Origin of the sequence: Streptomyces sp. NPDC005195 (assembly GCF_040608315.1) — a bacterium.
Lineage (GTDB): Bacteria > Actinomycetota > Actinomycetes > Streptomycetales > Streptomycetaceae > Streptomyces > Streptomyces kaempferi.
In genome coordinates this window covers 64,649-83,307 of the sequence record NZ_JBEXHZ010000006.1, presented here as the reverse complement: position 1 = coordinate 83,307, position 18,659 = coordinate 64,649, and the positions used below count along the sequence as shown (strand labels likewise).

Below are 18,659 nucleotides of genomic sequence, written 5' to 3'. Positions count from 1 at the left end.
CGTCGGCGGTCTCCCGCGGGCCTGACTGATCCGTCCCCGCTCAGCAGCCGCAGTCCTCCGCGTCCACGGGCGCCGTCAACGGGTCGGGCCCGCGCCGCGCACGCCCCTCCCCCGTCTCGAACGCGAAGCCCTCACGCACCCAGTACTCGAACCCGCCGAGCATCTCCTTCACCTGGAAGCCGAGTCCGGCGAGGGCGAGGGCGGCGCGGGTCGCGCCGTTGCAGCCGGGTCCCCAGCAGTAGGTGACGACCGGCACCGACCTGTCGAGGAGCCGCTCGGCCTGTTCGGCGACGAGCGCGGTCGGCAGATGGATCGCGCCGGGCACGTGCCCCTGGTCCCACGACCGGGTGGAACGGGAGTCGAGGACGACGAATCCGGGGTCCCCGCCGGCCGCGAGCGCGGAGGCGACGTCGGACACGTCGGCGTGGAAGGCGAGGCTCGCGCCGAAGTGTGCGACGGCCGCCGCCGGAGGGGCCGGGGCGACGCGCAGTACGGCGTTCGTCACGGCCGGGGGGTCACTCGTCATGGAGGCCATGGGTGTCGCGGGCGTCATGGGTGTCATCGGTGGCATGGGTGGCATGGCGAAAAATCTACGGGCGGTGATCCCGCTCCTGAAGTGGTGATCCACGGCCTCTCTCTTGATCTGCCGGGGATTTCCCTGCTATTCCTCGTTCATGACCGCGTATTCCCCGGACACCACCGACTGGCGCATCCTCGACGTCCTCCAGCGCGAGGGGAGGGTCAGTTTCGCCGAACTGGCCCGTGCCGTCTCGATGTCCGCGAGCGCGGTCACCGAGCGGGTGCGGCGGCTGGAGGAGGCCGGCGTCATCCAGGGGTACGCGGCCGTCGTGGCCCCGGAGAACATCGGCCTGCCGATCCTCGCCTTCGTCCGGCTGCGCTACCCGAACGGCAACTACAAGCCGTTCCATGATCTCGTCGACGCGACGCCCCAGATTCTGGAGGCCCACCACGTCACCGGCGACGACTGCTTCGTCATCAAGGTCGCGGCCCGCTCGATGAGTCACCTGGAGGAGATCTCGGGCAGGATCGGCACGCTGGGCTCCGTGACGACGAGCGTCGTCTACTCCTCACCACTGCCCCGGCGGCCTCTGGGGCACTGACCCGGCGTCTCAGTCCTGTACGCCCCGCTGCCGTACGACCGATCCCGTTCTCCCCTTCACGACCTCCAGCTGGGCGTGGATACGGCGCCGCAGGTCGGCGACATGACTGACGATGCCGACGCTGCGGTCCCGCTCCCGCAGCGAGTCGAGCACGTCGAGGACCTCGTCGAGGGTCTGGTCGTCGAGGCTGCCGAAGCCCTCGTCGATGAAGAGCGTGTCGAGCCGCACCCCGCCGGCCTCGTCCGTGACGACGTCCGCGAGGCCGAGGGCCAGCGCCAGCGAGGCGAAGAACGTCTCGCCCCCGGAGAGCGTCGCCGTGTCCCGCTCCCGGCCGGTCCAGGCGTCCACGACGTGCAGTCCGAGCCCGCTGCGGCCGCGGCCCGCACGGTCGTCGGAGTGAACGAGGGTGTAGCGCCCGGAGGACATGCGCTCGAGCCGTACCGTCGCGGCGGCGGCGACCTGTTCCAGGCGGGCGGCGAGGACGTACGACTCCAGGCGCATCCTGCGTTCGTTCTCCGCCGAGGTGCCCGCCGCCAGCCCCGCCATGCGCGCCACCCGGTCGTACTCCTCGCGCAGCGGTCCCAGGCGGCGTACGGACGTGGTCGCGCGCGCGGACAGCCGGTCCAGCTCGGCGCAGCGCCGGGCGGCCGCGTCCTGGGCGGAGGCGGTGTCCCGCAGCCGGCGGGCGGCGGACTCGGCGGACTGTTCGGCCGCCCGCGGATCGGCGGCCGGCCGCCGGGCCGCGGCGGTCGTGTCCGCCTCGGCGAGCACGGCGCGGACCGCGGCCTCCTCCGACTGCCAGGCGTCGAGGCGTCGTTGCAGCTCGCGGTGGGCCGCGTTGTCGAGCAGCGCGGCGGCCGCGGCCTGCGGTGTGGAGAACCCGGCGCGGAAGGCCGCGTCGGCCAGGCGCGCGTCGGCGTCCTTGAGCCGCTGTGCGGCGTCCTCGGCCGCGCGGACGGCGTCCGCGGCCTCGGTGAGCAGGGCGGCCCGTCGCTCCAGTTGCGCGGCGCGCGCGGCGACACTCTCGGCAGCGCCCCGGGCCAGCGTCAACTCCCCCTCCAGCTGGGCCCTTTCGCGGTCGAGGGTGTCACGGTGGGAGACCCGGGCCGCGGCCGTCAGTTCGGCCTTCTGCCGGGCGGCGACCCGTCGTTCGTGTTCGCGTTCGGCCTGGACGAGACGCTCGCGGGCGGCGTGCAGCCCGGAAGCGGCGGCGCGTGCCTCGCCGTGCTCCCGCTCCAGTTCCGCATCCTGTTCGGCGAGTCGGTCGGTCGGTGTGTCGCCCGCCTCGGCGGAGGCTGCGGCGAGCGCCTCGCGTACGACACCGAGGCGGCGCTCGTCCTCGGCCGCCGTCTCGTCGGCGCGCTGGTGGACGGCGAGGGCGTGCTCCTCCGTCTCCCGGTCGACGTGTCCGGCGATCTTCCGTGCGGGCGCCGGGTGTTCGGTGGCGCCGCAGACGGCGCAGGGATCTCCGTCGACGAGTCCGGCGGCGAGTTCCGCGGCGATGCCGTCGAGCCGCTGTTCCTTCAGGTCGAGCCAGCGAGCGCGCGTGTCCGTCGCGTGCGCGCGGGAGGCGAGAGCGCGCTCGTGGGCGTCGTCCGTGTCCCGGGCGAACTGGTCGCGCTCGCGGGCGGCCCGCAGCCGGGCCCGCGCCGGGTCGCGCCGCACGGCCAGCTGCTCGGCGCGGGTGGCGGCCTCCTGCGCGGTCTCGACGCGCGCCTGAAGGCCGGCGCGGGTGGTCTCCCAGGTGGCGAGCCAGCTCTCGGCGTCCAGCAGGACGTCCTCGTCGGCACGTTCCTGGCGGTCCAGGCCGGCGCGCTCGTCGGTGAGTTCGCCGAGCCGGCGCTCGGCCCGGCGGGCCGAGGCCAGGCCGCCCAGTTCCTCGGCCGCCCGGCGCGCGTCCGCCGCCAGCCCGGGTGCGCCGGCGTCGGCGAAGGACGCCGGGAGAGCCGCACGCGCGTGTGCCTCCGCCATGACCGCACGCCGGTGCTCCGCCTCGCCCGCGTCGCGCAGGTCGAGTGCCGGTGCCACCGCCTCGGCCTTGCGGCCACGCTCCATGCGTGTCTGTGCCTCGCGGTGGGAGTCCGAGCGCTCCTCCAGCCGCGCGGCGCGCTCCCGCGCTTCGGTGAACCTGCGTTGCAGCCGCGCCACTTCCCGTACGTCGTCGAGTACGCGGTCGGCGGCGGCCTGCGCGGACTCGGCGGCCGAGACCGCGCTGTGCGCGACGGTCAGCCGCTCGCGGGCCGTGCCCCGGGCGACGGCGGCCCAGGCCAGGACCGCCTCGGCGAGGCCCGGGTCGCCGGGCGCGAGGTCGGGCAGCGGCACCTCGGCGATGTCCCCGGCGGCCTGCTGCATGCGGTGGGCGTCGGCGAGCAGCGCGGCGTCCCCGTCGCGCACCTGGGCCTCGGCTCCGCGCCGGCGCTCGGTGAGGCGCTTCTCGACCTCGGCGAAGCGGTGGGTGTCGAAAAGGCGGCCGAGGAGCTTGCCGCGGGCCTCGGCGTCGGCCCGCAGGAAGCGGGCGAAGTCGCCCTGGGGCAGCAGTACGACCTGACAGAACTGCTCACGGCTCATGCCGAGCAGCTGGGTGATCTCCTCGCCGATCTCCTGGTGGGAACGGCTGAGGTCCTTCCAGGAGCCCGCCGGCGCCTCGTACTCGCGCAGCCAGCTCTGGGCCTTTTCGATGGTCGTGCCCGTGCCGCGCTTCTTCGGACGGGCCCAGGGGGGCTGCCGGGTGATCTCCAGCCGACGTCCGGCGACGGTGAGTTCGAGACGGATCTCGGTGCGGGTGGCGGGGGCCGCGTGATCGCTGCGCAGGGTGAGTCCCTGACCACTCTGGCGGGCGCCCGGGACCGCTCCGTACAGCGCGTAGCAGACGGCGTCGAGGACGGACGTCTTGCCCGCGCCCGTCGGTCCGTGCAGCAGGAAGAGTCCGGCGGCCGACAGCTCGTCGAAGTCGACCTTCTGGGTGGTCCCGAAGGGCCCGAAGGCGGTGATGTCCAGACGGTGCAGCCTCATCGGCCCCCCTCGCTGTCGTCGAAGCGGTGCGCGGCGCGGTGGTTCACGTCGCGGTAGTTCCCGTCGCGGTAGTTCCCGTCGCGGCGGTTCCCGTCGAAACGTTCCCCGCCGAAGTCGTCCCGGTCGGTGCGGACGGCGGTGGGACCGGAGGCGGTGAGACGGGCGGCGGCGCCGGACCCGCGCGGTGGTGGTGTCACCGGGTGGCCTCCCGTACGGCCTCGTCGGTGTGGACGGCGTCGAACGCCTCCCGCAGGACGGCCTGCTCCCGGGGGTCGGGACCCGTGCCGCGCACATGGGCCACGAAGTCCTCGGCGATCTGCTGTTCGCTGCGGCCCGCCAGCCGCCGGGCGTACGACACGTCCGGGTCCTCGGGGGTCCGCTCGGGGTCGAAGACCAGGCTGAGGGTGTGCGGGAAGCGCTCGGTCAGCCGGGCCATCGGCTCGGCCGGCCGCACCGGATCGGTGAGGGTGGCCTCGACCCACGCCTCCTGGTGACGCGCCAGCTCCGGGTCGGCGAGCAGGTCCTCCAGCCGCCCCCGGACGCGGGCGAGCGCCCGGGGTACGGGGCAGTCGACGCGCTCGGCGTCGAGCGAGCCGTCCGGGCCCAGGTCCACCAGCCACATGGTCTTGCGATGGGCGGCCTCGGAGAAGGAGTACGGCAGCGGGGAGCCGGAGTAACGGACCCGCTCGGTGATGGTCTGGCTGCCGTGCAGATGGCCCAGCGCCACGTAGTCGACCCCGTCGAAGACCCCGGCGGACACGGCGGCGACACCGCCTACGGTGATGTCCCGCTCACTGTCGCTGGCCGCCCCTCCGGTGACGAAGGCGTGGGCGAGGACCACGGAACGGGTGCCCGGCGGCCGCGCGGCGAGGTCGGCGCGGACCCGGTCCATGGCGGCGGCGAGCACGGTCTCGTGTCCCGCCCTGTCCACGCCGAACTCGTCCTTCACCAGGGCCGGTTCGAGGTACGGCAGGCCGTAGAGGGCCACGTCGCCGTGGGCGTCGGCGAGGACCACGGGCGTGCCGGACGCCGAGGGCTCGGTCCGCAGATGGATGCCGGCCCGCCCGATCAGCCCGGCCCCTACGCCGAGGCGGCGCGCCGAGTCGTGGTTCCCGGAGATCATCACCGTGGGCACGCCGAGGTCGGCCAGCCGGTGCAGGGCGTCGTCGAAGAGCTCGACGGCCGCCAGTGGCGGGACCGCGCGGTCGTACACGTCCCCGGACACGACCACCGCGTCGACACCGCGCTCGCGCACGGTCGTGACGAGATGGCCGATGAACTCGGCCTGGGCGCCGAGCATCGTCACCCGGTGGAATGCCCGGCCGAGATGCCAGTCGGACGTGTGCAGAAGCCTCATGATCCCCGAGACTAACGGGCGGGTCGGACATCACGGGCGGCTACTCCCGTATCGGCCCGCACTGCCCGCCTATGCGTCCCCGTACGCCTCTCCGCCCAGTGCGAACCCGGCCGTCCCCGCCGTCGCGTCCGCGAGCCAGGCCCGGAAGGCCGCGACGTCGGCGTCCGGCAGTCCGATCTCGATCGTGACGGCCTCGCCGTAGCGCACGTCGCGCACGTCGCGCCCGGTGGCGCGCAGGTCGTTCTGTACTTTGCCCGCGCGCTGGTGGTCCACGGTGACCGTGGCCAGCCGGAAGCGTCTGCGCGTCCGTGTGCCGAGCGCGTCCAGCGCCTCGCCCACCGAGCCGCCGTACGCCCTGATCAGTCCGCCCGCGCCGAGCTTGACCCCGCCGTAGTAGCGGGTGACGACGGCGACGACGTACCGCATGTCGCGGCGCAGCAGCATCTGGAGCATGGGGACGCCCGCGGTGCCGCCGGGTTCGCCGTCGTCGCTCGCCCGCTGGACGGCGGCGTCGGCTCCGATGACGTACGCGAAACAGTTGTGGGTGGCGTCCGCGTGCTGTCTGCGGACGCCCGCGACGAAGTCCTGGGCCTCCTGCTCGGTGGCCGCCGGGGCGAGGGCGCACCTGAAGCGGGAGCGGTTGATCTCGGTCTCGTGCACACCCGCGCGGGCCACTGTGCGGTACTCGTCCTGCATCCGGCCAGCGTATGCGCTGCACGCGCGCGTGGCGGACGGCGGAGCCCGGAGGTGCCGCCCTCCGGTGCGGTCGCCCCGGCGCGGGCCCTCGCGACGCCGTAGTGGATACTCGCTCCTCGTTGCCCGAAGCCGGATCGTCGGCCCGATCGATCGCAGGGAGATCGCAGGATGACCGGCACCCAGGTGGACAACGCGGAACCGGCTGTGCCCGCGGGGCGTGGGCCGTCCGCCGCCGCGCCCCGCTGGCGGGCGTGGCTCCTGGAGGGGCTCAGTGAGCAGTCGGCCCGGCACCCGGGCCCGCACGCCACCCCGGACAGCGAACACCAGGGTCACTCCTGGTGGCGGGTGATGTGTCTCACCGGTGTCGACTACTTCTCCACGCTCGGCTACCAGCCGGGCATCGCCGCCCTCGCGGCCGGACTGCTCTCCCCGCTCGCCACGCTCGTCCTGATCGCGCTGACCCTGCTCGGCGCGCTGCCGGTCTACCGCCGTGTCGCCAAGGAGAGCCCGCACGGCGAGGGATCGATCGCGATGCTGGAGCGGCTGCTTCCCTGGTGGGCGGGGAAGGTCTTCGTCCTGGTGCTGCTCGGCTTCGCGGCCACCGACTTCCTGATCACGATCACCCTGTCCGCGGCGGACGCATCGGCGCACGTCGTGGAGAACCCCTTCGCCCCGCACTGGACGCACGGCGCGAACGTGTGGATCACCCTTCTCCTGGTGGCCGCGCTGGGCGCGGTGTTCCTGAAGGGCTTCAAGGAGGCCATGGGCATCGCCGTGGCGCTCGTGGCCACGTATCTCACGCTCAACGTCGTCGTCCTGGTCACCGCCGCCTGGCAGGTGCTGAGTCACCCGCACAAGGTCGGCGACTGGACCGACGCGATGACGGCGGAGCACTCCTCGCCGCTCGCGATGGTCGGTGTGGCGCTTCTGGTCTTCCCCAAACTGGCGCTCGGCATGTCCGGCTTCGAGACCGGTGTGGCGGTGATGCCGCAGGTCAAGGGTGATTCCACGGACACGTACGCGAAGCCGACGGGCCGGATCCGCGAGACCCGCCGGCTGCTCACCACGGCCGCCGTGATCATGAGCTGCTTCCTGCTGCTGTCCAGCCTGGCGACGACGATCCTGATCCCGCAGGGCGAGTTCGAGAGCGGCGGCTCGGCGAACGGCCGCGCGCTCGCCTACCTCGCGCACCAGTGCCTGGGCGAGGGCTTCGGAACGGTCTACGACATATCGACCATCGCGATCCTGTGGTTCGCCGGAGCCTCCGCGCTGGCCGGCCTCCTCAACCTCGTCCCGCGCTATCTGCCCCGCTACGGCATGGCTCCCGAATGGACGCGCGCCGTCCGTCCCCTGGTGCTCGTCTTCATGGCGGCCGCGGTGCTCATCACCCTGTGGTTCGACGCGAACGTCGACGACCAGAGCGGCGCGTACGCGACCGGTGTCCTGGTCCTGATGCTCTCCGCGTCGTTCGCCTCGGCCGTCGCCGTCCACCAGCGCGGCCACCGCGCCGCGGCGATCGGCTTCGGCGCGATCACCGTGGTGTTCGGCTACACGCTGGTCACCAACGTCATCGAGCGCCCCGACGGCATCAAGATCGCAATGATCTTCATCCTGGCGATCCTGCTCACCTCGTTCGCCTCCCGCGTGCGCCGCGCCTTCGAACTCCGCGCCGCCGAGGTCACCTTCGACGAGGCGGCGGCCCGGTTCGTCGACGAGGCCGCGGCGAACGGGCCGCTGCTGCTGATAGCCAACGAACCGCACGAGCACAGCACGCGGGAGTACCGCGCCAAGGAGTACAGCCAGCGCGAGCAGACACACATACCGGACGGCCGTCCCGTGCTGTTCCTCGAGATCTTCGTGACCGACTCCTCGGACTTCACGGCCGACGTCGCCGTGCACGGCGACGAGAAGCACGGGGTGCGCAGACTGCGCGTCGAGGGCGCCACCGTGCCCAACACCATCGCGGCCGTGATGATGCGGTTGCGCGACCGCACCGGCCAGGTCCCGCACGCCTATTTCAACTGGACCGAGGGCAACCCGCTGAGCCACCTGGTCCGTTTCCTCGTCTTCGGCGACGGCGAGGTCGCCCCCGTCACCCGCGAGGTGCTCCGCCGCGCCGAGCCCGACCCGGAACGGCGACCGCGCGTCCACGTGGGCTGATCCTCGGGACTTTCAGGGCTTCTTCCGGCCCCGCGGCACGGTCATGTCCGTCAGCAGGGCCACGCCCGGGGTGAGCGCGTCCCAGGAAGCTCCGTGCCAGGCCAGGACGGCCATGGCGGAGGTCGGGAACTTGGTCCGCACATCGTCCAGCGCGTCGCCGAGACTGTCCCCGGCCAGTTCGAGGACCAGTTCCTGAAGCCCCGGATTGTGCCCGATCAGGAGCAACGTCATCATCTGGTCGGGGACTTCGCGCACGGCCGCGAGCAACTCCGGTACACCGGCGCCGTACAGCCGCCCGTCGAACCGCGCGGGCGGCGGGGTGCCCCACTGCTGCGCCGCCAGCTCCCATGTCTGGCGGGCGCGTACGGCGGTGGAGCACAGGGCGAGGTCGGGCAGGCAGTCGGTGTCCGCGAGGGCGCGCCCGGCCGCCGGTGCGTCGCGGCGGCCGCGCGGGGCGAGGGGCCGGTCGTGGTCGCCGACGCCCGTGGGCCAGGCGGACTTGGCGTGTCTGAGCACGACGAGTCTGCGCAGCGGGCCGGTTCCGGCGCGTGCCATCACCACTGTGTCCCGATGTCACGGGTGAGTTCGAGTCCGAGCAACCGGTCCGCGTAGGCGTACGTCTCGAAGCGGGCGCCGTCCGGGACGTCCTCGGCGTGCTCGACGCGCCGCAGCGCCTCCAGCACGGCGGGGACGTCGAGGTCGTCCTCCCATGCGGCGCGCAACTCCTGGCGTACGTGCTCGGGAACGGGCTTCGACGGCCGGGTGGCCCAGCCGGCGACGGCCTCGCGCCAGCGGCCGAGCGTCTCGCGGGCACCGTCGAGGTCGGCGGCGGCGAGGTCGAGGGACTGCCGGCGCGGGGTCGCGAGCAGGATCATCCGCAGCAGCGAGGGATCGGCGGTGCCGCTCACCGGGGCGACCTCGATACGGACGCCGTCGGGGTCGGCGTCCGCAGGTGCCGGGATCACGGGGTCCTGGCCGGCGGGGGCCGGGTCCCTGGAGGCCGGGTCCCCGGAGGCCGAGCGTCCGGGGGCCGGGCCCTCAGGGGCTCCGCCCGGGGAGACGAGCACGTGCAGGGCCGGACCCGCGCCGCCCCGCTCGCCCTCGGCCCGGCGGATGCCGAGCGCGTCCGCGCGCGCCCTGAGCGTCGCGGGCGGGTCGGCCACCGTGACGACGGGTGTCCCGCCGAGTTCCAGGGCCCTGGCGAGCACGTCGGCGACCAGCAGGACCCGCAACGCGGACAGGTCGTCGCACTCCACGTGCGCCTCGACGCGGGTCAGGCCCCGGCGGGCGCGGACGGCGTCGACGGTCTCGCCCGTTCGGGCGTCGGTGATACGCAGCACGAGGTGAGCGTAGGCGGCCGGAGGGCCGGGCGCAGGAAGGTGGCCCGCATTCCGGACAGTCGGCCCGCTGAGCGCCGAGCGGATCGGGACGACGGCGGCCGGCGGGGAGGTCACCCGCCGGCCGGGCGAGGTGTCGGGTCAGGCGTCGAGATCGTCGGCGAAGTGCCGGTACCCGTTCCGGTCCTGGTGGATGGTCCACAGGGCCTCCGCGAGGGCGTCGGGGTCCTTCCTCGGGTGCCCGGGGATGATCGCGCCGGGGATGACGAACTGTGCGACGTGGATGCCGTCGGGGGCGAGCGCCTCGTGCAGCAGATGGCCGTAGGCGCTCTCGGCGGCGAAGGCGATGGAGGTGCCGGCGCGTTCGGTGTGCGCAATCGCGGCGGTGCCGCCGTTCACGAACAGGACGGTGCCGCGGCCGAGTTCCCGCATGCCGGGCAGCACCTGGCGCACGGCGACGACGGGTCCGTACACCGAGAACTCGATCGGGCCGACGAGGTCGGCGACATCGGTCTCCAGGACGGGCCGCATGAAGTCCCGGTGCGGAACCGGGCTGTACTGCAGGACCTCGATGGGTCCCAGCATGGCGGTGGCGGCGTCGAGAGCCGCCTCCAGGGCGGCCGGGTCGCGGACGTCGGCGGCGAAACCACCCGCCGTCAGACCCTCGCCGGCCAGCTCGGTGGCGAACGCACGCGTCCGGTCCGCGTCGCGGGAGATGAGGGCGACGTCGAAGCCCGCGCGGCCGAACCGCCGGGCGACCGCGGCTCCGAGGCCCGGTCCGGCTCCGACGATGGCGATGGTGGTCATGGTCTTCCTCGGGTGGTTTCGGTTTCGGTTTCGGTTTCGGGCGGGCGTACGGGTCCGGGCGGTCGTCAGCCCGGTGTCGAGGTGCGGATGACGAACCGGTAGCGCACGTCCGAGGCCGTGATCCGCTCGTACGCCTCGTTGATCCTCTCAGCGGGAATGGCCTCGGCCTCCGCGCCGAGACCGTGCTCGGCACAGAACGTCGAGCATCTCCTGCGTCTCGGGGATGCCGCCGATCAGCGAACCGGCGTACGACCGGCCCCGCATATTCCGAGCTTCCGGCCTGCCGTCCCTACCCGCATCCCGGCGCACCGCGCTGTTCCCGGCAGGGCGTACGGGCGTGCGAAACGTCCCCTCGACTGCCGAATCGGAAAATCGGGGAATCACCGCGTGCCGTCCGCTGTTTTCCGGCTGAACACCGATGAGATTCCCCGACAGGCACCCCGGAGGACGACCGTGTACGGCGACCCTGCGACGATCCGCAAGATCCTGAACGAACTCGGCGACACCTGGGCGATCGTCGGCCTCTCGTCGAACGAGGGGCGTGCGGCGTACGGAGTCGCCGACGTCCTGCGGCGCCACGGCAAGCGGATCGTCCCCGTGCACCCGAAGGCCGAGACCGTCCACGGCGAGAAGGGCTATCCCTCGCTGGACGCGATCCCGTTCGACGTCGATGTCGTCGACGTCTTCGTCAACGGCGGCCTCGCCGGGACGGTGGCCGACGAGGCCGTCACGATCGGCGCCAAGGCCGTCTGGTTCCAGCTCGGCGTCGTCGACGAGGCCGCGTACGACCGTACCCGCGCCGCCGGGCTCGACATGGTCATGGACCGCTGCCCCGCCATCGAGATCCCCCGCCTCGGCTGACCGGGCCCCGCACCACCCCGGACCCGTGCGCCCCACCTGGTTGACGCCGCGCGCGGCGGCCGGGTTTGCTGCCGTGGTGCCCACTCTTCTCTTCCGGCGGCCGGCCGACGAACCCGGCCTCGAAGCCTGGCGTCACGTCCACAACGTGATCGTCCCTCCCGCCGCCCTGTCGCTCGACGAGGTCCGGGAGCGGGCCGGCCGCAACCTCCTGGAGGTCGTGCACCTCGGTGACGTCCTGGTGGGCTGCACGACCGTGCGCCCGCCGAAGGAGGACTCCTCGACGGCGACGGTGATCGCCCGGGTGCTGCCTGGGCACCGCGGGCGGGGGTTCGGCGGGGAACTGTACGAGCGGGGGCTGGAGCAGGCGCGAACGCTGGGCGCTGAGGTGATCGAGACGGTCGTCCTCGCCTCGAACGCGGACGGGCTGCGCTTCGCCCTGAAGCACGGATTCGCCGAGATCGAGCGCTACGTGCTGCCGGGCGACACCGCGGAGTGGGTCGACCTGCGGCTGACCTGATCCGGTGGGTCGGCCCGCGGGCCCGTCAGGCGACTCCGAGCCCCTCGATCACCACGGCGTTCGGCAGTTCGCCGAACGCCTCGCCCGGCACCAGCAGTTTGCCGCGCCGCCGGCCGCTGCCGACGAGGACGTACGGCAGCTCGACGACCGCCTGGTCCACCAACAAGGGCCAGTCACCGGGCAGTCCGACGGGTGTGATGCCGCCGTACTCCATGCCGGTCTCCCCGGTCGCCGTGTCCATCGACGCGAACGACGCCTTGCGGGCGCCGAGTTGGCGGCGGACGACTCCGTTGACGTCGACCCGGGTGGTGGAGAGGACCAGACACGCGGCGAGCGTGTTCTCCCCGCCGCGCCGGCCCGCGACGACCACGCAGTTGGCGGACTGTTCGAGCAGTTCCCTGCCGTAGTGCTCGACGAAGGTCGCGGTGTCGGCCCGGGCGGGGTCCGTGTCGACGTACACGATCCGCTCGGCGGGGACGGTGCCTCGCCAGGCGCGTACGGCGTCGGCGACCGGGCCGACGAGTTCGCCGAGGCACTCGGGAGCGGGCGTGGCATGGTCGAAGTGTCCGATGGGGGCGCGCATGGCCGCACGGTAACAGCCGGTCAGGGGCGTCCGGTCGGGCGTCTCAGTGCACGAGCGGAACCGATACCGCCATGACCATCTCCACGGGTACGTCGCCGTCGTTGCCGTACCGGTGCGGGGTGTTGGCCTCGAAGGAGGCGCTCGCCCCCGCCGGCACCCGGTGGGCCACGCCGTCGACGGTGAGGGTCAGATCGCCCGCCGTGACATGGACGAGTTCCACGGTGCCCGTGGGGTGCGGGTCGGAGGGGCTGCCCTCGCCCGGCATCAGGCGCCAGTCCCACATCTCCAGCGGGCCGGGGGCCTCGGTGCCCGCGAGCAGCCGGTTGTAGCTGCCCGCATCGGTGTGCCACAGCCGTACGGCCTGCTCGGCCGGGACGATCCGGACCTTGGGGCCCTGTTCGTAGTCGAGGAGCGTGGTGATGCTGACACCGAGCGCGTCGCCGATCTTGACGACGGTTCCGAGGCTGGGGTTGGTCCTGGCCTGCTCGATCTGGATGAGCATGCCGCGGCTGACTCCGGCGCGGGCCGCGAGCGCTTCCAGGGTGAAGGCGCGCTCGGTGCGCCAGCGCTTCACATTGCGTGCCAGGGACTGGGTCAGCAGGTCGAGATCCGACACTTTCCGTCCAATATTTTAAATGACAGAGTTTAATAAAGTGAACTATGGTGTGGTGCACCCGATCGTTCACCGAACTGTACTGCGAGGCGACTCATGACAGCGCTCTTCGCCCTGGCCACCAGCCTCCTGTGGGGCCTGGCCGACTTCGGCGGAGGCCTGCTGACCCGGCGGACCCCCGCCCTCACCGTCGTCGTCGTCTCGCAGGCGGTCGCGGCGGCCGTCCTCGGCGTGATCGTGGTCGCGACCGGCGCCTGGGGCGAGGCGGGACCGCGGTTGTGGTTCGCGGCCGCCGCCGGCCTGGTGGGACCGGTCGCGCTGTTCTCGTTCTACAAGGCCCTCGCCCTGGGTCCGATGGGCGTGGTCTCGCCGCTCGGCTCGCTGGGCGTCGCCGTCCCGCTCACCGTGGGTCTCGCTCTCGGTGAGCGGCCCGGGCCGCTGCAGTTCGCGGGCATCGCGGTCGCCGTCGCCGGTGTGGTGCTCGCGGGCGGGCCGCAGTTCAGGGGCGCCCCCGTGCAGCGGCAGGCGATCCTGCTGACCCTGCTCGCGGCGCTCGGCTTCGGCACGGTGTTCGTCCTGATCGCGGAGGCGTCCTCGTCGGTCACGGGGCTGTTCCTCGCCCTGTTCGTGCAGCGGGTGACCAATGTGGTCGCGGGCGGCACGGCACTATGGGCCTCGGTGCGGCACGGCTCCGCCGGGCTTCCCGACGACGGCTTCCCCTGGCGCGCGCTTCCGGCGTTCGCCTTCGTCGGCCTCGCCGATGTGGCGGCCAACGGCACCTACTCCGTCGCCGCCCACCACGGTCCGGTGACGGTGGCCGCCGTGCTCGCCTCGCTCTACCCGGTGGTCACGGCCCTGGCCGCGCGCGGCTTCCTCCGCGAACGGCTGCGCGGAGTCCAGGCGGCGGGCGCGGGCCTGGCCCTGGTCGGCACGGTCATGCTCGCGACGGGTTGAGTCGGCACGGTCATCGACGCGTCGGGTCGGGTCGGGTCAGGAATCGGCGCGTACGTCCGCGGCCGGTTCCCCGGCCGCGAGGTCCAGCTCCGCGAGCCGGGCCACGGCCTCCTCGTCCAGCCCCGACAGCGCGAGCAGCTGCTCCGGGGTGACGCCGTCGGGGATCGGCACGGGCGCCGGCGTCCGCAACGGCGGCTGCCATCCGGCCACCGGATCCCAGCGCCGCACGACCCGGGCGGGAGCGCCCGCCACCACCGCGTGGTCGGGCACCACGCCGCGTACCACCGCGCCCGCCGCCACCACGACGTTCCGCCCGATCCGCGCCCCCGGAAGGATCACCGCCCCGGTGCCGATCCAGCAGCCGGGGCCGATCTCCACCGGCTCCATCCGGGGCCACTGCTTGCCGATGGGCTCGTGCGGATCGTCGTAGGAGTGGTTGGTGGACGTCACGTACACGTACGGCCCGAAGTAGCAGTCGCTGCCGATGGTGACCGTCGTGTCGGCGATGACATGGCTGCCACGGCCGAGCACCACGCCGTCGCCGAGGCGCAGGATCGGGTCGGGGCCGAGGTCGAGGTCGGGCATCAGTCCCGCGGTGAGGGTGACCTGTTCACCGACGATGCAGTGATCGCCGAGGTGGATCCAGGGTTCGCCGAAGACGGTGCCGAGCGGGAAGGCGAGTCTGGTACCTGTTCCGATCGCCCCGAAGCGCAGCCGTCCCGGGTGCTCGGCCGTGACCGAGGCCGTGCGCTGCACCCAGGCCCAGCCCGCGTGGACGGCGCGCTGCACGAGGCGGCGCCGCCATGACGAGAACGCGTTCCTGTTACTGGGCACGCGCTCACGGTACTCAGGGGAAGAAGGGGCGGGCGGAGAACCCGGCTGTGATCTTCGCCCCACCGGGTCGCGGATCATGGCATACGGTGCCGGAGTACCGACGACGAGGAGGCGGCGATGACGCAGGAGGCGCTGATCATGGGGATCGGCGGCAAGGATCCGCGGGTGGACCCCGAGGCGTTCACGGCGCGCACGGCGGTGGTCGTCGGAGACGTCACCCTGCGGGCGGGCGCGAGTGTCTGGTACGGCGCGGTGCTGCGGGCCGACTGCGGGCCCATCGTCATCGGCGCCGACAGCAACATCCAGGACAACTGCACCCTGCACGTGGATCCCGGCTTCCCCGTCACCGTGGGCGAGCGGGTCTCGGTCGGGCACAACGCCGTGCTGCACGGGGCCACCGTCGAGGACGACTGCCTGATCGGGATGGGGGCCACGGTCCTCAACGGGGCGGTGATCGGTGCCGGTTCGCTGGTCGCGGCCCAGGCCCTGGTCCCGCAGGGGATGCGGGTCCCGCCCGGCTCACTGGTGGCGGGCGTACCCGCGAAGGTCAAGCGCCCGCTGACGGAGGAGGAGCGCCAGGGCCTCACGCTCAACGGCACCTTCTACGTGGAGCTGGCGAAGGCCCACAAGGACGCCACGGAGCAAGCCGGGAGCTGAGAGACCTCTCGTGCGGGGAAGCGCGTGACCGGTCGTGGCGGCCGGCCCGCCGGTGGCGTGGCGCCGGGCCCGGTGACGGGTCCTACTCGGCGGCGGCGACCGGCTCCGGCTGTGCCTCGTCCAGCTCGGCGGACGCCCGCTTCGCCCGGCGCTTGACGACCAGCATCGAGGCGATCCCGATGAGTACCGCCATCGCCAGTCCGACCCAGGAGAACCGCTTCAGCCAGGACTCGGCGACGACACCGACGTAGTAGATGACCGCGGTGGTGCCCCCGGCCCAGATGATCCCGCCGAGCACGTTGGCGATCAGGAACTTCCAGTACGGCATCTTCAGCACACCGGCGAGCGGCCCCGCGAAGATGCGCAGAAGGGCGATGAAGCGGCCGAAGAAGACGGCCCACATGCCCCATTTCTGGAAGGACCGCTCGGCCGTCGCGATATGTCCCGGACCGAAGTGCCGGGGGAACTTCCCGCCGAGCCAGGCCAGCAGCGGCCGTCCGCCCTTGCGGCCGATCGCGTAGCCGATGGAGTCGCCGACGACCGCGCCGAGGCTGGCACACGCCCCGAGGATGACGGGGTTGATCCCCGAGTGCTGGGAGGACAACAGCGCCGCCGAGACCAGGACGATCTCGCCGGGCAGGGGTATACCCAGGCTCTCCAGGCCGATGACGAGGGCCACCAGCGCGTAGATACTGACCGCGGGCACCGTCTCGAGCCAATCCTGGACGTGCAACGCCGGTTCCTCCCCGTCACGTGTTTCCCGGCATGCGCTCGTGCGAGCGCATGCCGGGAAGCCTACCGCTCGGCCGGGCGCGACGGAGTCCGGCGGTGGGCACCGGTGCCCCTGCTGTAGAGCCGCGCTCCCCCGGCACCGGGCCCGCTACCACTGATAGGGCAGGTACTTCCCGTCGAGGGTGATGACGACCCGGTCACCCTCGGGGTCGGGCACACGCCGCACGTCGAGGCGGAAGTTGATCGCGCTCATGATGCCGTCACCGCACTGCTCGTGGATCAGCTCCTTGATCGTCGGACCGTAGACCTGGACGACTTCGTAGAGCCGGTAGATCGTGGGGTCCGCGGGGACCGCGGCGTCCAGGGAGCCGCGGGTCGGCTGGAGCTGGAAGGCGAGGACGGCGTCGTCGCCGAGTTCGAGAAGCGCCGCGGCCGTAGCCGCCTCCTCCTCGCGCATGGGGTGCTGCCCGAGCAGCGCGGCCGTCGTCCACGCGAGCGGTCTGCCGACCGCTTCGGCCAGCTGTGCCCAGGTGACCCCTGTCCTCACCTTGGCCTGGCGGACGGCTTCGGCGGCTTCGCGCTTGCTGAGCATGCACATCTCCGTTCCTGGAGAACGACGTCGACACGTCGGGCCAGCCTAAGAGAACGCCCATTCTCTGACAATGACGCCGAGAACGGCGGACGGCCCCGTCCGGTCCGAAGCCGGAGGGGCCGTCCGCCGTCATGGGTGGTCCGCTCAGCCGTTCGGCCGCAGGGTCCACACGACGGTCATCTCGCCGGTGACAGCGCCGTCCGCGCGCCGGATGGCGATGGAGACGGGGAACACGGGGCGCTGCCCCGCGTCGAGTTCGGCCACGACGTCGGCGGCCGGACGGCCGAGGGTCGCGGTGGCGGTGACCGCCCCCATCGCCAGCTTCTTGTAGGCGATCTCGGCGCTCACCGCGAGCGGCACGGCACGTGAGAGCTGCTCCCCGAAGGCGGCGAGGACGATGGCCCCGCTCGCCGACTCGCCGAGGGTGAACATCGCTCCGGCGTGCGGGCCGCCGACGTGGTTGTGATAGTCGCTCTGGTCGGGGAGGCTCACGACGGCCTTCTCCGGCGTGGTCTCCACGAACTCGAGGTTGAGGGTCCGGGCCATCGGCACCGTGGCGGCGAGCATCTCGCCGATCGTCATCTGGTCTGCGCTCATGCCCGAAGGTTACCCATGAGTAGAAAATCTTGGCCAGCACCCGGGCATGTGAAGAAATCGAAAAAATTCGGACCCGATCTCTGACCGGTACATGCCTGATGACGAGCGGTGACCGAAACGTGGCACAGCCGCTACTAGGGTTACTGCCCATGTGGCCAGGACAGCAGCCGCCCGGGGGCGAGCAGAACCCGCAGAACCAGAATCCGCAGCAGCCCAACCCGTATCAGCAGCCGGGGTACCAGCAGCCGAATCCGTATCAGCAGCCCGGATACCAGCAGCCCAATCCGTACGGGCAGCCGCAGTGGGGGACCGTCCCGGAGTCGCCCGGGGTGGCCCAGGCACCCGGCGGTCCCGGGGGCGGGAACGGGGGCGGCGGCAACAGGACGAAGATCACCGCCATCGTCGCGGCCTCGGCCGTCGTGATCGCGGCGGGCGTCACCGGCTTCCTCGTCCTGGGCGGCAAGGGCAAGGACGACAAGGCGGCCGGCGATCCGTCCACGTCGCCGAAGACGTCCGCCTCGACGTCCCCGAGCGCGAGCGGGAGCGACGACAACCCGCGCGGCACCGACGACGAGAAGCCGACCGTCGCCGGCTGGAAGGTCGTCGTGAACCCCAAGTGGGGCACCGCGTTCGACGTGCCCGCGGACTGGAACGTCGGCACGCCCGGCACCTTCATCGGCTTCGAGGACGAGAAGAAGGGCGACGGTTCCGCGATCATCGGCATGTCCGCACCCGCCTTCCTCAAGGAGAAGTGGTGCACGTCCGACGACGACAAGGACGGTCGTACGAACGACACGGCGCTGGCCGCCGCGGGCACCAAGGGGCAGAGCGGCGCCAAGAACACCGACGACGTCGCGCGCATCGACTCGGCCGTGTGGGTCTTCGGCGGCTACACCGACCAGAAGGAAGCGTCGAAGAAGCTGCTCAGGATCGGCAGACCCACGGCGTACACGACGGCTTCCGGCATCACGGGGAGCGTCGCCAAGACGTATTCGAGCGGCGTCCCGAAGAAGGGCAAGTGCGACTCGGACGGCAAGGCGACCACGTTCGCCTTCAAGAACTCGGCGGGCGACTTCGTGTCCTGGACGTTCTACGGCGCGAAGGGGGTCGGCCAGGAGGTGCCTGACGCCACGGTCCAGAAGATATTGAGCACGGTCCGGTTGCACGGTGAGCCGACGGGCTCGTGAGCGTTGCACGGTGAGCCGAGGGGGCCGTGAGCGACCCCGGGC

General features: G+C 72.4%; 21 protein-coding genes and 1 pseudogene. 7 read left to right on the top strand and 15 right to left on the bottom strand.

The features are described from left to right. Nucleotides 1–40: 40 nt before the first annotated feature. A complete protein-coding gene (locus ABZV34_RS09685) occupies nucleotides 41–526 on the bottom strand; it encodes a rhodanese-like domain-containing protein (RefSeq protein ID WP_356273004.1) in 486 nt (161 codons plus the stop codon). 148 nt (nucleotides 527–674) lie between these two features. Here ABZV34_RS09685 and ABZV34_RS09680 point away from each other — a divergent pair, with 148 nt between their 5' ends. Next, a complete protein-coding gene (locus tag ABZV34_RS09680) occupies nucleotides 675–1,121 on the top strand; it encodes an Lrp/AsnC family transcriptional regulator (protein WP_356273002.1) in 447 nt (148 codons plus the stop codon). Between the two features lie 9 nt (nucleotides 1,122–1,130). Here the strand turns inward: ABZV34_RS09680 and ABZV34_RS09675 are convergent, their stop codons facing one another. The 4 genes from ABZV34_RS09675 to ABZV34_RS09660 all read right to left on the bottom strand — a co-directional run bounded on the left by ABZV34_RS09675 (nucleotide 1,131) and on the right by ABZV34_RS09660 (nucleotide 6,186). Then, the gene (locus tag ABZV34_RS09675; protein ID WP_356273000.1) at nucleotides 1,131–4,133 is read right to left on the bottom strand and encodes an SMC family ATPase; all 3,003 of its coding nucleotides are present in this window, start codon (nucleotides 4,131–4,133) and stop codon (nucleotides 1,131–1,133) included. Next, on the bottom strand, nucleotides 4,130–4,330 hold the full coding sequence (locus tag ABZV34_RS09670; protein ID WP_356272998.1) for a hypothetical protein: 201 nt from the start codon (nucleotides 4,328–4,330) through the stop codon (nucleotides 4,130–4,132). The genes ABZV34_RS09675 and ABZV34_RS09670 overlap by 4 nt, the downstream gene beginning before the upstream one ends. Further along, nucleotides 4,327–5,490, bottom strand: a complete 1,164-nt coding sequence (locus ABZV34_RS09665; protein WP_356272996.1) for an exonuclease SbcCD subunit D — start codon at nucleotides 5,488–5,490, stop codon at nucleotides 4,327–4,329. The genes ABZV34_RS09670 and ABZV34_RS09665 overlap by 4 nt, the downstream gene beginning before the upstream one ends. A gap of 69 nt (nucleotides 5,491–5,559) precedes the next feature. Continuing rightward, nucleotides 5,560–6,186 (bottom strand): YigZ family protein, encoded by a 627-nt coding sequence (locus ABZV34_RS09660; RefSeq protein ID WP_356272994.1) that lies wholly within the window; start codon nucleotides 6,184–6,186, stop codon nucleotides 5,560–5,562. Nucleotides 6,187–6,354: 168 nt separating this feature from the next. On the opposite strand from ABZV34_RS09660, the gene ABZV34_RS09655 reads away from it, so the two are divergent. Beyond that, nucleotides 6,355–8,346, top strand: a complete 1,992-nt coding sequence (locus tag ABZV34_RS09655; RefSeq protein ID WP_356272992.1) for an amino acid transporter — start codon at nucleotides 6,355–6,357, stop codon at nucleotides 8,344–8,346. Nucleotides 8,347–8,358: 12 nt separating this feature from the next. Here ABZV34_RS09655 and ABZV34_RS09650 read toward each other — a convergent pair whose 3' ends face one another. The 4 genes and pseudogenes from ABZV34_RS09650 to ABZV34_RS09635 all read right to left on the bottom strand — a co-directional run. Continuing rightward, nucleotides 8,359–8,904, bottom strand: a complete 546-nt coding sequence (locus ABZV34_RS09650) for a histidine phosphatase family protein (RefSeq protein WP_356272990.1) — start codon at nucleotides 8,902–8,904, stop codon at nucleotides 8,359–8,361. Next, entirely contained in the window at nucleotides 8,901–9,686 is a 786-nt protein-coding gene (locus ABZV34_RS09645) for a hypothetical protein (RefSeq protein WP_356272988.1), read from the bottom strand. Before ABZV34_RS09645 ends, ABZV34_RS09650 begins: the two co-directional genes overlap by 4 nt. 138 nt (nucleotides 9,687–9,824) lie before the next feature. Next, nucleotides 9,825–10,490, bottom strand: coding sequence for an SDR family NAD(P)-dependent oxidoreductase (locus ABZV34_RS09640; protein WP_356272986.1), 666 nt, complete (start codon nucleotides 10,488–10,490; stop codon nucleotides 9,825–9,827). Nucleotides 10,491–10,555: 65 nt separating this feature from the next. Further along, nucleotides 10,556–10,745 (bottom strand): annotated as a pseudogene (locus ABZV34_RS09635) (alcohol dehydrogenase); the annotation flags it as partial. Between the two features lie 198 nt (nucleotides 10,746–10,943). Between ABZV34_RS09635 and ABZV34_RS09630 the strand changes: the two are divergent. After that, nucleotides 10,944–11,351 (top strand): CoA-binding protein, encoded by a 408-nt coding sequence (locus ABZV34_RS09630; RefSeq protein WP_356272984.1) that lies wholly within the window; start codon nucleotides 10,944–10,946, stop codon nucleotides 11,349–11,351. 76 nt (nucleotides 11,352–11,427) lie between these two features. Further along, nucleotides 11,428–11,868, top strand: a complete 441-nt coding sequence (locus ABZV34_RS09625) for a GNAT family N-acetyltransferase (protein WP_356272982.1) — start codon at nucleotides 11,428–11,430, stop codon at nucleotides 11,866–11,868. A gap of 25 nt (nucleotides 11,869–11,893) precedes the next feature. Here ABZV34_RS09625 and ABZV34_RS09620 read toward each other — a convergent pair whose 3' ends face one another. Together ABZV34_RS09620 and ABZV34_RS09615 are read right to left on the bottom strand one after the other, a co-directional pair. Beyond that, nucleotides 11,894–12,451: a YbaK/EbsC family protein gene (locus ABZV34_RS09620; protein WP_356272980.1), complete on the bottom strand. Its 558-nt coding sequence runs from the start codon at nucleotides 12,449–12,451 to the stop codon at nucleotides 11,894–11,896. 43 nt (nucleotides 12,452–12,494) lie between these two features. Beyond that, a complete protein-coding gene (locus tag ABZV34_RS09615; RefSeq protein ID WP_356272978.1) occupies nucleotides 12,495–13,067 on the bottom strand; it encodes an XRE family transcriptional regulator in 573 nt (190 codons plus the stop codon). Nucleotides 13,068–13,160: 93 nt separating this feature from the next. Between ABZV34_RS09615 and ABZV34_RS09610 the strand changes: the two genes are divergently transcribed. Next, entirely contained in the window at nucleotides 13,161–14,018 is an 858-nt protein-coding gene (locus tag ABZV34_RS09610) for an EamA family transporter (protein ID WP_356272976.1), read from the top strand. 36 nt (nucleotides 14,019–14,054) lie between these two features. On the opposite strand, the gene ABZV34_RS09605 is transcribed toward ABZV34_RS09610, so the two are convergent. Then, complete coding sequence (locus tag ABZV34_RS09605) at nucleotides 14,055–14,852, bottom strand: acyltransferase (protein ID WP_356272974.1); 798 nt, start codon at nucleotides 14,850–14,852, stop codon at nucleotides 14,055–14,057. 117 nt (nucleotides 14,853–14,969) lie between these two features. Here ABZV34_RS09605 and ABZV34_RS09600 point away from each other — a divergent pair, with 117 nt between their 5' ends. Next, on the top strand, nucleotides 14,970–15,509 hold the full coding sequence (locus tag ABZV34_RS09600) for a gamma carbonic anhydrase family protein (RefSeq protein ID WP_356272972.1): 540 nt from the start codon (nucleotides 14,970–14,972) through the stop codon (nucleotides 15,507–15,509). A gap of 82 nt (nucleotides 15,510–15,591) precedes the next feature. On the opposite strand, the gene ABZV34_RS09595 is transcribed toward ABZV34_RS09600, so the two are convergent. The 3 genes from ABZV34_RS09595 to ABZV34_RS09585 form a co-directional block, all read right to left on the bottom strand. Next, nucleotides 15,592–16,242, bottom strand: coding sequence for a DedA family protein (locus ABZV34_RS09595; protein WP_356272970.1), 651 nt, complete (start codon nucleotides 16,240–16,242; stop codon nucleotides 15,592–15,594). Between the two features lie 147 nt (nucleotides 16,243–16,389). Then, nucleotides 16,390–16,833: a cyanase gene (cynS, locus tag ABZV34_RS09590; RefSeq protein WP_356272968.1), complete on the bottom strand. Its 444-nt coding sequence runs from the start codon at nucleotides 16,831–16,833 to the stop codon at nucleotides 16,390–16,392. A 144-nt stretch (nucleotides 16,834–16,977) separates the two neighbouring features. Further along, the gene (locus ABZV34_RS09585; RefSeq protein WP_356273286.1) at nucleotides 16,978–17,415 is read right to left on the bottom strand and encodes a DUF4442 domain-containing protein; all 438 of its coding nucleotides are present in this window, start codon (nucleotides 17,413–17,415) and stop codon (nucleotides 16,978–16,980) included. Nucleotides 17,416–17,579: 164 nt separating this feature from the next. On the opposite strand from ABZV34_RS09585, the gene ABZV34_RS09580 reads away from it, so the two are divergent. Beyond that, nucleotides 17,580–18,617 carry a hypothetical protein gene (locus tag ABZV34_RS09580; protein ID WP_356272966.1) on the top strand — a complete coding sequence of 346 codons (1,038 nt, stop codon included), beginning with the start codon at nucleotides 17,580–17,582 and terminating at the stop codon, nucleotides 18,615–18,617. Nucleotides 18,618–18,659 lie beyond the last annotated feature (42 nt).

What these genes read in the sequence shown, in the direction of transcription:
- ABZV34_RS09640 (WP_356272986.1), bottom strand. Translation starts at nt 10,490, where the DNA reads ATGACCACCATCGCCATCGTCGGAGCCGGACCGGGCCTCGGAGCCGCG.
- ABZV34_RS09580 (WP_356272966.1), top strand. Translation starts at nt 17,580, where the DNA reads ATGTGGCCAGGACAGCAGCCGCCCGGGGGCGAGCAGAACCCGCAGAAC.
- ABZV34_RS09600 (WP_356272972.1), top strand. Translation starts at nt 14,970, where the DNA reads ATGACGCAGGAGGCGCTGATCATGGGGATCGGCGGCAAGGATCCGCGG.
- ABZV34_RS09620 (WP_356272980.1), bottom strand. Translation starts at nt 12,451, where the DNA reads ATGCGCGCCCCCATCGGACACTTCGACCATGCCACGCCCGCTCCCGAG.
- ABZV34_RS09660 (WP_356272994.1), bottom strand. Translation starts at nt 6,186, where the DNA reads ATGCAGGACGAGTACCGCACAGTGGCCCGCGCGGGTGTGCACGAGACC.
- ABZV34_RS09610 (WP_356272976.1), top strand. Translation starts at nt 13,161, where the DNA reads ATGACAGCGCTCTTCGCCCTGGCCACCAGCCTCCTGTGGGGCCTGGCC.
- ABZV34_RS09675 (WP_356273000.1), bottom strand. Translation starts at nt 4,133, where the DNA reads ATGAGGCTGCACCGTCTGGACATCACCGCCTTCGGGCCCTTCGGGACC.
- ABZV34_RS09680 (WP_356273002.1), top strand. Translation starts at nt 675, where the DNA reads ATGACCGCGTATTCCCCGGACACCACCGACTGGCGCATCCTCGACGTC.
- ABZV34_RS09585 (WP_356273286.1), bottom strand. Translation starts at nt 17,415, where the DNA reads ATGACGATCGGCGAGATGCTCGCCGCCACGGTGCCGATGGCCCGGACC.
- cynS (WP_356272968.1), bottom strand. Translation starts at nt 16,833, where the DNA reads ATGCTCAGCAAGCGCGAAGCCGCCGAAGCCGTCCGCCAGGCCAAGGTG.
- ABZV34_RS09665 (WP_356272996.1), bottom strand. Translation starts at nt 5,490, where the DNA reads ATGAGGCTTCTGCACACGTCCGACTGGCATCTCGGCCGGGCATTCCAC.
- ABZV34_RS09685 (WP_356273004.1), bottom strand. Translation starts at nt 526, where the DNA reads ATGACGAGTGACCCCCCGGCCGTGACGAACGCCGTACTGCGCGTCGCC.
- ABZV34_RS09655 (WP_356272992.1), top strand. Translation starts at nt 6,355, where the DNA reads ATGACCGGCACCCAGGTGGACAACGCGGAACCGGCTGTGCCCGCGGGG.